Raw genomic sequence first — 15,028 nt, 5'->3', positions numbered from 1 at the left:
ACAGCGACACAGTTCTAAACATCAGGCATAAAAAAAGCGGCTCACTGAGCCGCTTCTTCATTTTGCCTGAAAGAAAAACTTACTTTTTCTTCGCTTTCGCGTTCGGCAGGTCGGTGATGCTACCTTCGAAGACTTCCGCAGCCAGGCCAACGGACTCGTGCAGAGTCGGGTGAGCATGGATAGTCAGCGCGATGTCTTCAGCGTCACAGCCCATTTCAATCGCCAGACCGATTTCACCCAGCAGCTCGCCGCCGTTGGTGCCGACAATCGCCCCGCCGATAACGCGATGAGATTCTTTGTCGAAAATCAGTTTAGTCATACCGTCAGCGCAGTCAGAAGCGATAGCGCGGCCAGAAGCCGCCCACGGGAAGGTGGCGGTTTCATAGCTGATGCCTTTCTCTTTCGCTTCTTTCTCTGTCAGACCAACCCATGCAACTTCTGGTTCGGTATAAGCGATAGACGGGATAACTTTCGGGTCGAAGTAGTGCTTCATACCGGCGATAACTTCTGCGGCAACGTGGCCTTCGTGAACGCCTTTGTGCGCCAGCATCGGCTGACCAACGATATCGCCGATCGCGAAGATATGCGGCACGTTAGTGCGCAGCTGTTTGTCGACGCGGATAAAGCCACGCTCGTCAACTTCAACGCCTGCTTTACCGGCATCGAGGTTTTTACCGTTCGGCACGCGGCCGATAGCGACCAGAACGGCATCGTAGCGCTGCGCTTCAGCCGGGGCTTTTTTGCCTTCCATGGAAACGTAGATACCGTCTTCTTTCGCTTCAACGGCGGTCACTTTAGTTTCCAGCATCAGGTTGAATTTCTTGCTGATGCGCTTGGTGAAGACTTTCACCACGTCTTTATCGGCAGCCGGGATAACCTGGTCGAACATTTCAACCACGTCAATCTCTGAACCCAGCGCGTGATATACGGTGCCCATTTCCAGACCGATGATACCGCCGCCCATAACCAGCAGACGTTTTGGTACGGTTTTCAGCTCCAGCGCATCGGTGGAGTCCCATACGCGCGGATCTTCATGCGGAATGAACGGCAGTTCAATCGGACGGGAACCCGCCGCGATGATAGCGTTGTCGAAGTTGATCACGGTTTTGCCGTTTTCGCCTTCCACTTCCAGGGTGTTAGCGCCGGTAAATTTACCCAGACCGTTAACCACCTTCACTTTACGACCTTTGGCCATGCCAGCCAGACCACCGGTCAGCTGAGTGATGACTTTTTCTTTCCAGGTGCGAATCTTGTCAATGTCGGTTTTCGGCTCACCGAAAACGATGCCGTGTTCGGCCAGCGCTTTCGCTTCTTCGATAACTTTTGCAACGTGCAGCAGTGCTTTAGAAGGGATACAGCCGACGTTCAGGCAAACACCGCCGAGGGTGCTGTAACGTTCTACGATGACGGTTTCCAGACCTAAATCAGCGCAACGGAAGGCAGCAGAATAACCTGCGGGACCTGCCCCAAGTACCACGACCTGAGTTTTGATTTCAGTACTCATCATGACCTCTGTAATTTGTATCCGGCGGGTCTGACGCTATAGTTTTTACGCCCATGTCCACCGGGACGTTCTATCCGCAAGCATTTTACAAAATTGTTAACAATTTTGAAACAACAAACGGCAAACGATTTTGTCCTTTATTGCTGGTAACTTCAAAACGCAGAAGAGATTACCAGAAAAAAGCCGGCCGTCAGGCCGGCTTTTCGCTTACATCACCAGGCGGCGAATGTCGCTCAGCATATTGTTGATGATGGTGATAAAGCGCGCACCATCAGCACCGTCGATCACGCGGTGGTCGAAGGACAGAGAGATCGGCATCATCAGACGCGGAACAAACTCTTTACCATTCCACACCGGCTCCATCGCGGACTTGGACACGCCGAGGATAGCCACTTCCGGCGCGTTAACGATCGGCGCGAAGTGGGTGGTACCCAGGCCGCCGATGCTGGAGATAGTGAAGCAACCGCCCTGCATTTCGCCAGCGGTCAGCTTACCATCACGCGCTTTCTTAGAAATCACGGTCAGTTCACGAGACAGCTCGGTTACGCTCTTCTTGTTCACATCTTTAAAGACCGGAACCACCAGGCCATTCGGGGTATCAACCGCCACACCGATGTTGATGTATTTCTTCAGCGTCAGACGCTGGCCATCTTCAGAGAGCGAGCTGTTGAAGCGCGGCATTTGCTCAAGCGCAGCGGCAACGGCTTTCATGATGAAGACAACCGGAGTGAATTTCACGTCCAGTTTACGCTTCTCAGCTTCGGCATTCTGCTGTTTACGGAACGCTTCCAGATCGGTGATATCGGTTTTGTCGAAGTGAGTAACGTGCGGGATCATCACCCAGTTACGGCTCAGGTTAGCACCAGAGATTTTCTGAATGCGGCCCAGTTCAACTTCTTCCACTTCACCAAACTTGCTGAAGTCCACTTTCGGCCACGGCAGCATGCCCGGGATACCGCCACCGGTTGCCGCAGGCGCAGCTTCAGCGCGTTTAACCGCTTCTTTCACGTAAGCCTGAACGTCTTCGCGCAGGATACGGCCTTTGCGACCCGTACCTTTCACTTTCGCCAGGTTGACGCCGAACTCGCGCGCCAGGCGACGAATCAGCGGCGTTGCATGAACGTACGCGTCGTTTTCAGCGAACTCAGATTTGCCTTCCGCTTTAGCAGCAGGAGCAGCAGCAGGTTTCGCCGCCTGAGCCGGAGCTGCCGCAGGTGCAGCGGCTTCTTGCTTAGCCGGAGCCGCTGCAGGCGCTGCGCCTTCCACTTCGAAGACCATAATCAGGGAGCCGGTTGAGACTTTGTCGCCGGTGCTGATTTTGATCTCTTTCACGGTGCCCGCAAACGGCGCCGGAACTTCCATAGAGGCTTTATCGCCTTCTACGGTGATCAGCGACTGTTCAGCGGCAATCTTATCGCCCACTTTAACCATCACTTCAGTGACTTCAACTTCATCACCGCCGATATCCGGAACGTGAACTTCTTTAGAACCCGAAGCTGCCGGTGCAGCAGCAGCCGGAGCTGCTTCCGCTTTTGCCGGAGCTGCGGCAGGCGCTGCGCCCGCTACTTCGAAGATCATGATCAGAGAGCCGGTTGAGACTTTATCGCCGGTGTTAATCTTGATCTCTTTCACGGTACCCGCGAACGGCGCCGGAACTTCCATAGAGGCTTTGTCGCCCTCTACGGTAATAAGCGACTGCTCAGCGGCGATGGTGTCGCCCACTTTAACCATGATTTCAGTGACTTCAACTTCATCACCGCCGATATCAGGTACGTGAACTTCTTTAGCGCTCGCGGCGGCAGGCGTTGCGGCAGCCGGAGCGGCTTCTTTCTTCTCTTCCTGCGCAGGTGCAGCGGCTGCTGCACCATCGGCGGAATCGAAAATCATGATCAGTTTACCGGTCTCGGTTTTGTCGCCGACGGAGACTTTGATCTCTTTAACGACGCCAGCCTGCGGAGACGGAACTTCCATAGAGGCTTTGTCGCCTTCTACGGTGATCAGCGACTGTTCAGCTTCAACTTTGTCGCCCACTTTGACCAGGATCTCGGTGATTTCAACTTCATCAGCCCCGATGTCCGGTACTTTGATTTCGATAGCCATTATTCTTTTACCTCTTACGCCAGACGCGGGTTAACTTTATCTGCATCGATGTTGAATTTAGTGATGGCTTCCGCAACCACTTTCTTATCGATTTCGCCACGTTTAGCCAGTTCGCCCAGCGCTGCTACCACCACGTAGGAAGCATCAACTTCGAAGTGGTGACGCAGGTTTTCACGGCTGTCAGAGCGACCGAAGCCGTCGGTACCCAGTACGCGGTAATCATCAGCCGGTACGTAAGTACGAACCTGCTCAGCGAACAGTTTCATATAGTCAGTAGACGCAACTGCCGGAGCGTCGTTCATCACCTGAGCAATGTACGGAACGCGCGGAGTTTCCAGCGGATGCAGCATGTTCCAGCGTTCACAGTCCTGGCCATCGCGCGCCAGTTCGGTGAAGGAGGTAACGCTGTACACGTCAGAGCCTACGCCGTAGTCGTTGGCCAGGATCTGCGCTGCTTCACGCACGTGACGCAGGATAGAACCGGAGCCCAGCAGCTGAACTTTACCTTTGCTACCTGCAACGGTTTCGAGTTTATAGATACCTTTACGGATACCTTCCTCGGCACCTTCCGGCATCGCCGGCATATGGTAGTTTTCGTTCAGCGTGGTGATGTAGTAGTAAACGTTCTCTTGCGCTTCACCGTACATACGTTCCAGACCATCCTGCATGATGACCGCAACTTCGTACGCGTAAGACGGATCGTAAGAGATACAGTTCGGGATAGTCAGAGACTGAATGTGGCTGTGGCCATCTTCGTGCTGCAGACCTTCGCCGTTCAGCGTGGTACGACCGGAAGTCCCGCCGATCAGGAAGCCGCGAGCCTGCTGGTCGCCAGCCTGCCAGCACAGATCGCCGATACGCTGGAACCCGAACATGGAGTAGTAGATGTAGAACGGGATCATCGGCAGGTTGTTGGTGCTGTAAGAAGTCGCAGCAGCCAGCCAGGAGGCGCCGGCACCCAGTTCGTTGATACCTTCCTGCAGAATCTGGCCTTTTTCGTCTTCTTTGTAGTAAGCAACCTGCTCACGGTCCTGCGGAGTGTACTGCTGGCCGTTCGGGCTGTAGATACCAATCTGACGGAACAGACCTTCCATACCAAAGGTACGCGCTTCATCGGCGATGATCGGCACGAGGCGGTCTTTGATGGATTTGTTCTTCAGCATCACGTTCAGGGCACGTACGAACGCGATAGTGGTCGAGATCTCTTTGTTCTGCTCTTCCAGCAGCGGACGGAAATCTTCCAGGGTCGGCAGCTCCAGCTTCTCAGTGAAGTGGGTCTGACGGCTCGGCAGATAGCCGTGCAGTTTCTGACGCTGGGCGTGCAGATAAGTGTGCTCTTCGGAACCTTCCGGGAAGGTTACATACGGCAGTTTTTCGATATCAGCATCGGCAACCGGCACATTGAAACGATCGCGGACGTAGCGTACGCCGTCCATGTTCATTTTCTTAACCTGGTGAGCGATGTTTTTACCTTCGGCGGTGTCACCCATGCCGTAACCTTTGATGGTATGGGCAAGGATTACGGTAGCTTTGCCTTTGGTTTCCTGCGCTTTTTTCAGTGCAGCATAGACTTTCTTCGGATCGTGACCGCCGCGGTTCAGGGCCCAGATCTGCTCGTCAGTCCAGTCGGCAACCAGCGCTGCGGTCTCCGGATATTTACCGAAGAAGTGCTCACGCACGTAAGCGCCGTCTTTGGATTTGAAGGTCTGGTAATCGCCGTCAACGGTTTCTTCCATCAGTTGGATCAGTTTACCGCTGGTATCTTTACGCAGCAGCTCATCCCAGCGACCGCCCCAGATAACCTTGATAACGTTCCAGCCGGCACCGCCAAAGATGCCTTCCAGTTCGTTAATGATCTTGCCATTACCGGTAACCGGACCGTCAAGGCGCTGCAGGTTACAGTTGATTACGAAGACCAGGTTGTCCAGCTTCTCACGGGTTGCGATGGTGATCGCGCCTTTAGATTCCGGCTCGTCCATCTCACCGTCGCCGAGGAAAGCGTAAACGGTCTGTTTAGAGGTGTCTTTCAGGCCGCGATGTTCCAGATATTTCAGGAACTTAGCCTGATAAATCGCACCGATTGGGCCCAGACCCATAGAGACGGTCGGGAACTGCCAGAATTCCGGCATCAGTTTCGGGTGCGGATAAGAGGACAGACCTTTACCGTGAACTTCCTGACGGAAGTTGTTCATCTGCTCTTCAGTCAGACGACCTTCCAGGAAAGCACGCGCATAGACGCCCGGAGAGATGTGGCCCTGGAAGTAAACCAGGTCGCCGCCGTCCTGCTCGTTGCGTGCGCGGAAGAAGTGGTTAAAGCACACTTCGTAGAAGGTTGCGGAAGACTGGAAAGAAGCCATGTGGCCGCCCAGTTCGAGATCTTTTTTCGATGCGCGCAGAACGGTCATGATGGCGTTCCAGCGGATCGCAGAACGGATACGACGTTCCAGATCCAGATTACCCGGGTATTCCGGCTCATCTTCAACGGCAATAGTGTTCACGTAGCCGCCGGTCGATGCGCCAGCAGCCACTTTCACCCCGCCTTTGCGGGCTTCAGAAAGGAGTTGGTCAATAAGATACTGAGCGCGCTCAACACCTTCTTCACGGATGACCGATTCGATCGCCTGTAGCCAGTCGCGAGTTTCGATCGGATCCACGTCATTTGGTAAACGTTCTGACATGGGGGGTATTCCTTATCTATCTAATCGTTGATTAATCTGGAACCTGTCCCATTGCGCTCTTTGTTCTTCATGCTTCTGGCTGTCTCTTTGTTGGCTTCGCTACCTCACTCCAGTCGCATAGTTCACTATGCTCCCGGGGATTCGCGCGCTTGCCGCCGCGATACACCCAAAATTATTTTGAACAACTAAAAGTGCAATAAGACAGGTTCTGCGTTTAGTTGCCGCGCTCTAAAAATGGCGCTTAAGAACCGGAGTTCTCATCCTTTCGTTGCTGTAAACGACGCAGTGAGCGTTCACGACGGCTCTGCTCACGGCTACGATCCAGCAAAATTTCCTCTATGAACGCCAGGTGACGATGCGAGGCTTCACGCGCCTGCTCCGGCTCCCCGGCGATTATCGCCTCAAAAATTCGAGTGCGATGATTGCTGACCTGCGGGAGCATTTCCCGGCGGGCGTACAACAATTCAAAATTCTGGCGAACGTTCTGAGCCAGCATTGGCTCCATACAGCGTAGTAGATGGAGCAGCACAACATTGTGCGCCGCTTCGGTGACGGCTATTTGATACTGGACGACGGCATCGGATTCAGCATCAAGATCGCCCGACTGCTGAGCCCGCTCGATAGCCTGATGCAGCTCGCGAATGCGTTCACGATCTTCATCATTGCTGCGCAGCGCTGCGTAATATGCGGCAATGCCTTCAAGCGCGTGACGGGTTTCCAGCAGATCAAATTGGGATTCAGGGTGGTCGGACAGTAGCTCTACCAGCGGGTCGCTGAAGCTCTGCCACAGGCGGCTTTGTACAAACGTTCCGCCCCCCTGGCGACGAAGCAACAACCCCTTAGCTTCGAGGCGTTGAATAGCCTCACGTAGCGAGGGTCGGGAAACGTCGAACTGTTTTGCCAGTTCACGTTCAGGCGGGAGCTTTTCACCGGGGCGCAACGTCCCCTCAAGGATTAAAAACTCCAGCTGCTGCTCTATCACATCGGATAGTTTTGGTTGGCGGATCTTGCTGTAGGCCATATTCCCTGTCTCTGCCATTAGCCCGGAGTCAATTGGTCTTACCAATTCATAGTTCGTATCGCTAAAGTAACAAAGTATTCACCTTCTGTCCATACAGGTTTTGATTGAAATCATTAAACCCGGCACGTTTTAACAACCTTACAGAAATAACATTTCATAAATGTAACTTTGCACAAATGTTGTGTTTACTCACAAGGAGGTAGCATTAACTAAATGGAAACGAAAAATTACGCTATCTGAACCGATTCAACGCCTTTTTTAATGAATATAAATTCACTTAACATGAATAACAGAGAAGAAAGGAGTAGATGCGGAGTATGCTGGCATAATTTACAAATGGTTTCTTTTTGCTCGCTTCGTCATCATCCCTTCATAAAGCAGGTGCATTCAGCGGCGCTTATCACTATTCTCCATGTTACGAAAGGCCTTTTCATGAATTACCCTCTCTGCCTTGCGTAAACAAATAAGTACACATACGGAATTTGATAATTACACACATACAATAATATGTGCGCTACATCACTCGGGGAAAAACGGGGCGCAGGCTCAGTGAAACTTCGCTGACTATGCTATCAGGCAGGGATGGACAGCGAAGAAGTCACCTGATGGATGACGCATACAAACATAATAACCATAACCACACACGAGGTTTCATGATGGAAGGTCAACAGCATGGCGATCGGCTAAAGCGCGGCCTTAAAAACCGCCACATTCAGCTTATTGCGCTGGGAGGCGCTATCGGTACCGGTTTGTTTCTGGGTAGTGCATCCGTCATCCAAAATGCAGGTCCCGGTATTATTCTGGGCTACGCAATTGCCGGTTTCATTGCCTTCCTGATCATGCGTCAGCTGGGCGAGATGGTGGTAGAAGAGCCGGTAGCCGGTTCATTTAGTCATTTCGCCTATAAATACTGGGGCGGCTTTGCGGGCTTTGCTTCCGGATGGAACTACTGGGTTCTCTACGTTCTGGTGGCCATGGCCGAGCTGACCGCGGTCGGGAAATACGTTCAGTTCTGGTGGCCGGAAATTCCCACCTGGGTTTCTGCGGCTATTTTCTTTATCGCCATCAATGCTATCAACCTGACTAACGTCAAGGTGTTTGGCGAAATGGAGTTCTGGTTCGCGATCATTAAAGTTGTCGCCGTTGTGGCGATGATCCTGTTCGGCGGCTGGCTGTTATTCAGCGGCAACGGCGGTCCGCAGGCTACCGTACGCAACCTGTGGGAGCAAGGCGGGTTCCTGCCGCACGGCTTCACCGGGCTGGTGATGATGATGGCGATTATTATGTTCTCCTTCGGCGGCCTTGAGCTGGTGGGTATTACCGCCGCAGAAGCAGATAACCCGGAGCAAAGTATCCCGAAAGCGACCAACCAGGTTATCTACCGCATTCTGATTTTCTATGTAGGATCGCTGGCCGTTCTGCTCTCTCTGCTGCCGTGGAGCCGCGTGACCGCCGATACCAGTCCGTTCGTCCTTATCTTCCACGAACTGGGCGATACCTTCGTCGCTAATGCCCTGAATATTGTGGTATTAACCGCAGCGCTTTCCGTTTACAACAGCTGCGTATACTGCAACAGCCGTATGCTGTTCGGTCTAGCCCAGCAGGGGAACGCGCCAAAAGCGCTGATGAGCGTCGATAAACGCGGCGTGCCGGTTAATACGATCCTCGTTTCCGCGCTGGTCACCGCGCTGTGCGTACTGATTAACTACTTCGCGCCGGAATCCGCGTTTGGTCTGCTGATGGCGCTGGTGGTTTCTGCGCTGGTGATCAACTGGGCGATGATTAGCCTGGCGCACATTAAATTCCGCCGCGCTAAGCAGCAACAGGGCGTGGTCACCCGCTTCCCGGCGCTGTTTTATCCGTTAGGCAACTGGATCTGCCTGCTATTTATGGTCGGGGTGCTGGTTATTATGCTGATGACTCCGGGTATGGCGATTTCCGTCTATCTGATCCCGGTGTGGATTGCCGTTCTCGGCGTCGGTTATCTGTTCAAGCAGAAAACCGCCAGCGCCGTTAAAGCATAATCATACATCACCTGAATCTGTGCCCGCCCGCCGCTGGCGGGCACAGCGCATTGTTATCTGCTTCACACTTTCCTCGTCATAACCCATTTATCCATATCGTCGACCCTATCCTGCAACGCAATCATCTCTTACCCGACTAATAATCCTCTCCATACCGCAACGGGGAGATCGTCGCTATGAATGGCAATAAGCTTTCAGTTAAAGAGAAAATAGGCTACGGAATGGGCGATGCCGGATGTAATATTATCTTCGGCGCCATCATGTTGTTTGTTAATTATTTTTATACGGATATTTTTGGTCTCGCACCGGCGCTGGTCGGGGTGCTTCTGCTTTCCGTACGCGTTATTGATGCCGTGACCGACCCGATTATGGGGGCAATGGCAGACCGTACCCGCAGCAAATATGGCCGTTTTCGCCCGTGGCTCCTGTGGATCGCCTTCCCGTACGCGCTGTTCAGCGTCCTGATGTTTACCACCCCGGAATGGACGTACAATAGCAAGGTTATCTATGCTTTCGTCACCTACTTCCTGCTCTCTCTGACCTACACCGCGATCAACATCCCCTACTGCTCATTGGGTAGCGTGATTACGAACGACCCGCAGGAACGCGTGGCCTGCCAGTCATATCGTTTCGTATTGGTCGGCATCGCTACCCTGTTGCTCTCCCTGACGCTGCTGCCGATGGCGGACTGGTTCGGCGGCGAGGATAAAGCCAAAGGCTACCAGATGGCGATGACCGTGCTGGCGATTATCGGTATGTGCATGTTCTTGTTCTGCTTCGCCACCGTCCGTGAACGCGTAAAACCCGCAGTCCAGACCAACGACGAGCTGAAAAAAGATCTAAAAGACGTCTGGAAAAACGACCAGTGGGTTCGCATCCTGCTGTTAACGCTGTGCAACGTCTGTCCGGGCTTTATCCGTATGGCTGCGACTATGTACTACGTCACCTGGGTTATGCAACAAAGCACCCACTTCGCCACGCTGTTTATCAGCTTCGGGGTTGTCGGAATGATGATCGGCAGTATGCTGGCTAAAGTCCTGACCGACCGCTGGTGCAAACTGCAGGTGTTTTTCTGGACCAATATCGTCCTGGCGATTTTCTCCTGCGCGTTCTATTTCTTCGACCCGCACGCCACCATGATGATTATGGTGCTCTACTTCCTGCTGAACATTCTGCACCAGATCCCGTCGCCGCTGCACTGGTCGCTGATGGCCGACGTTGATGACTACGGCGAATGGAAGACCGGTAAGCGCATCACCGGCATCAGCTTCTCCGGCAATCTGTTCTTCCTGAAAGTCGGCCTGGCCATCGCCGGCGCGATGGTTGGCTTCCTGCTCTCCTGGTACGGTTACGATGCCGGCGCGAAGCAGCAAAGCGCTTCCGCGATTAACGGTATCGTATTGCTGTTCAGCGTTATCCCCGGCGTCGGCTATCTGATTACCGCCGGCGTGGTGCGTATGCTGAAGGTAAACCGCGAATTTATGCGGCAAATTCAGTCCGACCTCGAAAAACGTCGGATTAACTACAGCGAGCTCAACGACTATCAGGAACTGAAAACCGGCGAACATGTAAGGAAAGCATAATGAAAAACTGGCCGAACCCATTTATTGAACAACGCGCGGACCCTTATATTCTGCGCCATCAGGATAGCTACTACTTTATCGCCTCGGTACCGGAGTATGACCGTCTGGAAATCCGACGCTCAGCCACCCTTGAAGGCTTGCGCGACGCGCAGCCGGTGGTCGTCTGGCGTAAGCCGGACAACGGCCCAATGAGCCAGCTCATATGGGCCCCGGAGCTGCATAAAATTAACGGCAAATGGTATATCTACTTTGCCGCCAGCCACACGCACGATCTGGATGCGCTGGGTATGTTCCAGCACCGCATGTTCGCGCTGGAATGCGCGGACAGCGACCCGTTAACCGGTAAATGGCAGGAAAAAGGCCAGATTAAAACGCCGCTTGATACCTTTGCGCTGGATGCCACGACTTTCCGCCATCAGGGTAAGCAGTGGTATCTGTGGGCGCAAAAAGATCCTGAAATTAAAGGCAATACCAACCTCTATCTGGCTGAACTGGAAAATCCGTGGACGCTAAAAGGTCAGCCGGTCATGCTGAGTCAACCCGAGTTCGACTGGGAGTGCCGAGGTTTTCTGGTGAACGAAGGCCCGGCGGTACTGTTCCATGGCAACAAGCTGTTCGTCAGCTATTCCGCCAGCGCCACCGACGAAAACTACTGCATGGGCCTACTGTGGATAGACGTCAGCGCCGACCCTCTCCGCCCGGAAAACTGGCATAAAGCGCCGCAGCCGGTATTTCGTACCAGCTATGAGAATCGTCAGTATGGGCCCGGCCACAATAGCTTTACGCAAACGCCGGAGGGAGAAGATGTGCTGGTGTACCATGCGCGCAACTACACCGAAATCGAAGGCGACCCGCTGTACGATCCGAATCGCCATACGCGCCTGAAGCTGATTCGCTGGCAAGAAAACGGGATGCCTGATTTTGGCATCCCGTCAGCAGAGACGAATTAAAAGCGGAACCTGCCCGCCAGCGGGCAGGTGCTTAAATCAGCGTACCGTAAATCGTCAGCAGCGCCATAATCACGACCACCACCAGCGATGTTTTTTTCGCCATTGAGACCGCCGCCTTCGGCGTTGCCACTTTATCCACATGCGGCTCGCGCGCCAGCGAATACTGCGCCAGGCGCGTCAGCACCTGATACTGAGAAGAGTGGCGGTCGCCCAGCGAAGCAAACCACGCAGGCAAAGCCTTTTCCCCGTGTCCAATCAGCGCGTAGACCACGCCGACCAGACGTACCGGAACCCAGTCGACTACGTGCAAAATGCCGTCAATCCCCGACTGTAAGCGATGACGCGGCGTCTGATAACGCGCCAGCCAGGTCTGCCAGGCCCGCAGCGTACAATAGGCCACCAGAGTTAGCGGCCCCCACGGTCCGCCGACAACGAACCAGAACAGCGGAGCGAGATAGTAGCGGTAGTTAATCCACAGCAGCGCGTTTTGCAGCTCGCTCAGATATTCACGCTGGTCGCAGCCGGGCGGCACGCCGTGGATCAGGGTGAGCTCGCTGGCCATCGCATCGCAGGCGCGGCTATCGTCGCGCGCCGCGGCTTTCAGATAGGCGTGATAGTGCAAACGCACTTTACCTGCGCCAATACACAGCAAACCAAGCAGGATCCAGAACACCAGCAAAGGAACGTTAAACAGCTGCCCTTGCAGCAGGCGCTGAATAACATACACGACCGCCGCCGCCGCTGCCGTCATCAGTACGGTGGTCAGCAGGGAATAATGCTTAACCCGGCGAAACAGCACTTCCAGCCGGTGATCGAGCTGCCAGTGCTCGCCAAGCTTAAACAAACGCTCGGCTATAAGTACTAACAGCGTAGTGAACAACGTCATGGCATCTCCTTATTCTGACGACGGGGTTAACAGACTGCGAAATTTAGCCCAGTCAAAGGCCGGACCGGGATCCGTTTTACGCACGGGCGCAATATCGCAATGGCCGGTGATATGGTCAGCTATCGCCGGATAAAGCAAGATAAGCTGACGGGTAACCGCAACCAGTTGCTGATACTGCGCGTCGGTATAGGCCAGCGTATCGGTCCCTTCCAGCTCAATGCCGATGGAAAAGTCGTTGCAACGTTCTCGGCCGCGGTAGCTGGAAACGCCCGCGTGCCAGGCACGCTTATCAAAAGGGACATACTGCACGATTTCACCATCGCGGCGAATCAGACAGTGTGCCGAAACGCGAAGTTGAGCTATTTCAGCAAAAAAAGGGTGCGCATTCGGATCGAGCGTCCCGCTGAACAGGGCATCAATCCATGGCCCGCCAAACTCACCTGGCGGCAGGCTAATATTATGCACCACCAGCAACGAAGGGGTTTCATTATCCGGGCGGCTATCGTAGTGCGGCGAAGGAACCCGACGCGCTTCTACCAGCCATCCCCCGTTCAACTGCATGTTGATCTCCTTATTACTAGCTTATGCATTCGCGGCACCGTGGCCATCGCATCCCCGGCATCATTTGCGCTCTTCTTCAGTTGGCTAACACCAAAAACTCCACGCTGAAAACCACCGGCGAAATGAAGCGGATGTGGTACGGAAACGTCGTTCAGGTTAGCATGTTTCCCACTTCTGAATCTTATCTATCTGGAGCTTTCTCATGACGCCTCGTCGCTACAATCCCGACCGCCGCCGTGACGCGCTGCTGGAGCGTATTAATCTTGATATTACCGATGCCGTGGCCCAATCCCTGCGGGAAGATTTAGGCGGCGAAGTGGATGCCAATAATGACATTAGCGCCCAATTATTGCCGCAGGACGCACGCTCGCACGCGGTAGTGATCACCCGTGAAGACGGCGTATTTTGTGGTAAACGCTGGGTGGAAGAGGTCTTTATTCAGCTTGCGGGCGATGATGTTAACTTCACCTGGCATGTTGCCGATGGCGATGCGGTAAAAGCCAATCAGCCGCTGTTCGAGCTGGAAGGTCCTTCGAGTATTTTGCTTACCGGCGAACGTACCGCGCTTAATTTCGTGCAGACACTCTCCGGGGTGGCAAGCGAAGTTCGTCGCTATGTCGACCTGCTGGCCGGCACTAAAACTCAGTTGCTCGATACGCGCAAAACGCTGCCTGGACTGCGCACGGCGCTAAAATATGCCGTTCTTTGCGGCGGCGGCGCCAACCATCGTCTGGGTCTCTCCGATGCCTTTCTGATTAAAGAGAACCATATTATCGCCTCCGGCTCGGTACGGCAGGCGGTAGAAAAAGCGTTCTGGCTGCACCCGGATGTTCCGGTAGAAGTCGAAGTTGAAAACCTTGAAGAGCTGGATGAGGCGCTGAAAGCCGGTGCCGACATTATTATGCTCGATAACTTCACTACCGATATGATGCGCGAGGCAGTCAAACTCACCAATGGCCAGGCAGCGCTGGAAGTCTCCGGCAACGTCACATTCGACACCATTCGTGAATTCGCTGAAACCGGCGTCGATTACATTTCCGTAGGCGCATTGACCAAGCACGTCCGCGCTCTTGATCTCTCTATGCGTTTCCGCTAATTCCCTCGCCCCGGTTTGCACTTCATGCCGGGGCGCACTTTTGCGAACCGACTCGCACGCCAGTAATCTCTCACTGCAACCCGCAAAAAAAGCCTGGAAGCCTGCTTCCTTAGGCGCGATCCGCTGCTCGTATCGCAGAATAAACCCCGGCAAAGTGCTCCCGAGGATAACAAGGAGCAACTTATGGACAAACAACGTGGTTTTACTTTAATCGAACTGATGGTGGTCATCGGAATCATCGCGATACTCAGCGCAATCGGCATTCCGGCTTATCAGAACTACCTACGAAAAGCAGCGCTTACCGATATGCTGCAAACCTTCGTCCCTTTCCGCACCGCCATTGAGCTTTGCGCGCTTGAGCACGGCGGCATAACCACCTGCGATGGCGGCAGCAACGGTATCCCTTCGCCCGCGACTACTCGCTATGTCTCGGCCATGACCGTGGCGGCAGGCGTTGTCACGCTCACCGGACAGGAAAGTCTCAATGGCTTAAGCGTCACGATGACGCCGAACTGGGATAACGCTAACGGCATTACCGGCTGGCAGCGCGTGTGCAATATTACCGGTGATAGCGCACTCAAGCAGGCCTGTGAAGACGTGTTCCGTTTTAACTGAGGCCGCAGCA

General features: G+C 53.9%; 11 protein-coding genes. 5 read left to right on the top strand and 6 right to left on the bottom strand.

The window, feature by feature from the left end:
- Positions 1–79: 79 nt before the first annotated feature.
- The 4 genes from lpdA to pdhR form a co-directional block, all read right to left on the bottom strand.
- Positions 80–1,504: a dihydrolipoyl dehydrogenase gene (gene lpdA, locus IAE27_RS06880; RefSeq protein WP_004098637.1), complete on the bottom strand. Its 1,425-nt coding sequence runs from the start codon at positions 1,502–1,504 to the stop codon at positions 80–82.
- 207 nt (positions 1,505–1,711) lie between these two features.
- Positions 1,712–3,604 carry a pyruvate dehydrogenase complex dihydrolipoyllysine-residue acetyltransferase gene (gene aceF / locus IAE27_RS06875; protein WP_070555839.1) on the bottom strand — a complete coding sequence of 631 codons (1,893 nt, stop codon included), beginning with the start codon at positions 3,602–3,604 and terminating at the stop codon, positions 1,712–1,714.
- Between the two features lie 14 nt (positions 3,605–3,618).
- Positions 3,619–6,282 (bottom strand): pyruvate dehydrogenase (acetyl-transferring), homodimeric type, encoded by a 2,664-nt coding sequence (gene aceE / locus IAE27_RS06870; protein ID WP_004108078.1) that lies wholly within the window; start codon positions 6,280–6,282, stop codon positions 3,619–3,621.
- 241 nt (positions 6,283–6,523) lie between these two features.
- The gene (gene pdhR / locus IAE27_RS06865; protein WP_004098632.1) at positions 6,524–7,303 is read right to left on the bottom strand and encodes a pyruvate dehydrogenase complex transcriptional repressor PdhR; all 780 of its coding nucleotides are present in this window, start codon (positions 7,301–7,303) and stop codon (positions 6,524–6,526) included.
- A 653-nt stretch (positions 7,304–7,956) separates the two neighbouring features.
- On the opposite strand from pdhR, the gene aroP reads away from it, so the two are divergent.
- From aroP to IAE27_RS06850, 3 genes are all read left to right on the top strand, one after another.
- A complete protein-coding gene (gene aroP, locus IAE27_RS06860; protein WP_160886621.1) occupies positions 7,957–9,327 on the top strand; it encodes an aromatic amino acid transporter AroP in 1,371 nt (456 codons plus the stop codon).
- 176 nt (positions 9,328–9,503) lie between these two features.
- Positions 9,504–10,910 carry a glycoside-pentoside-hexuronide (GPH):cation symporter gene (locus IAE27_RS06855; RefSeq protein WP_070555837.1) on the top strand — a complete coding sequence of 469 codons (1,407 nt, stop codon included), beginning with the start codon at positions 9,504–9,506 and terminating at the stop codon, positions 10,908–10,910.
- Positions 10,910–11,860, top strand: a complete 951-nt coding sequence (locus IAE27_RS06850) for a family 43 glycosylhydrolase (protein ID WP_070555835.1) — start codon at positions 10,910–10,912, stop codon at positions 11,858–11,860. Before IAE27_RS06855 ends, IAE27_RS06850 begins: the two co-directional genes overlap by 1 nt.
- A gap of 31 nt (positions 11,861–11,891) precedes the next feature.
- Here the strand turns inward: IAE27_RS06850 and ampE are convergent, their stop codons facing one another.
- Together ampE and ampD are read right to left on the bottom strand one after the other, a co-directional pair.
- Positions 11,892–12,746, bottom strand: coding sequence for a beta-lactamase regulator AmpE (gene ampE / locus IAE27_RS06845; protein WP_004108089.1), 855 nt, complete (start codon positions 12,744–12,746; stop codon positions 11,892–11,894).
- Between the two features lie 9 nt (positions 12,747–12,755).
- Positions 12,756–13,307: a 1,6-anhydro-N-acetylmuramyl-L-alanine amidase AmpD gene (ampD, locus tag IAE27_RS06840; RefSeq protein WP_064398294.1), complete on the bottom strand. Its 552-nt coding sequence runs from the start codon at positions 13,305–13,307 to the stop codon at positions 12,756–12,758.
- 202 nt (positions 13,308–13,509) lie between these two features.
- On the opposite strand from ampD, the gene nadC reads away from it, so the two are divergent.
- Entirely contained in the window at positions 13,510–14,403 is an 894-nt protein-coding gene (gene nadC, locus IAE27_RS06835) for a carboxylating nicotinate-nucleotide diphosphorylase (protein WP_154022199.1), read from the top strand.
- A gap of 183 nt (positions 14,404–14,586) precedes the next feature.
- Positions 14,587–15,018 carry a prepilin peptidase-dependent pilin gene (gene ppdD / locus IAE27_RS06830; RefSeq protein ID WP_004108095.1) on the top strand — a complete coding sequence of 144 codons (432 nt, stop codon included), beginning with the start codon at positions 14,587–14,589 and terminating at the stop codon, positions 15,016–15,018.
- Positions 15,019–15,028: the final 10 nt, after the last annotated feature.

Origin of the sequence: Klebsiella sp. S69, from assembly GCF_016516145.1 — a bacterium.
GTDB lineage: Bacteria > Pseudomonadota > Gammaproteobacteria > Enterobacterales > Enterobacteriaceae > Klebsiella > Klebsiella oxytoca.
This window is presented reverse-complemented; position numbering and strand designations above follow the sequence as displayed.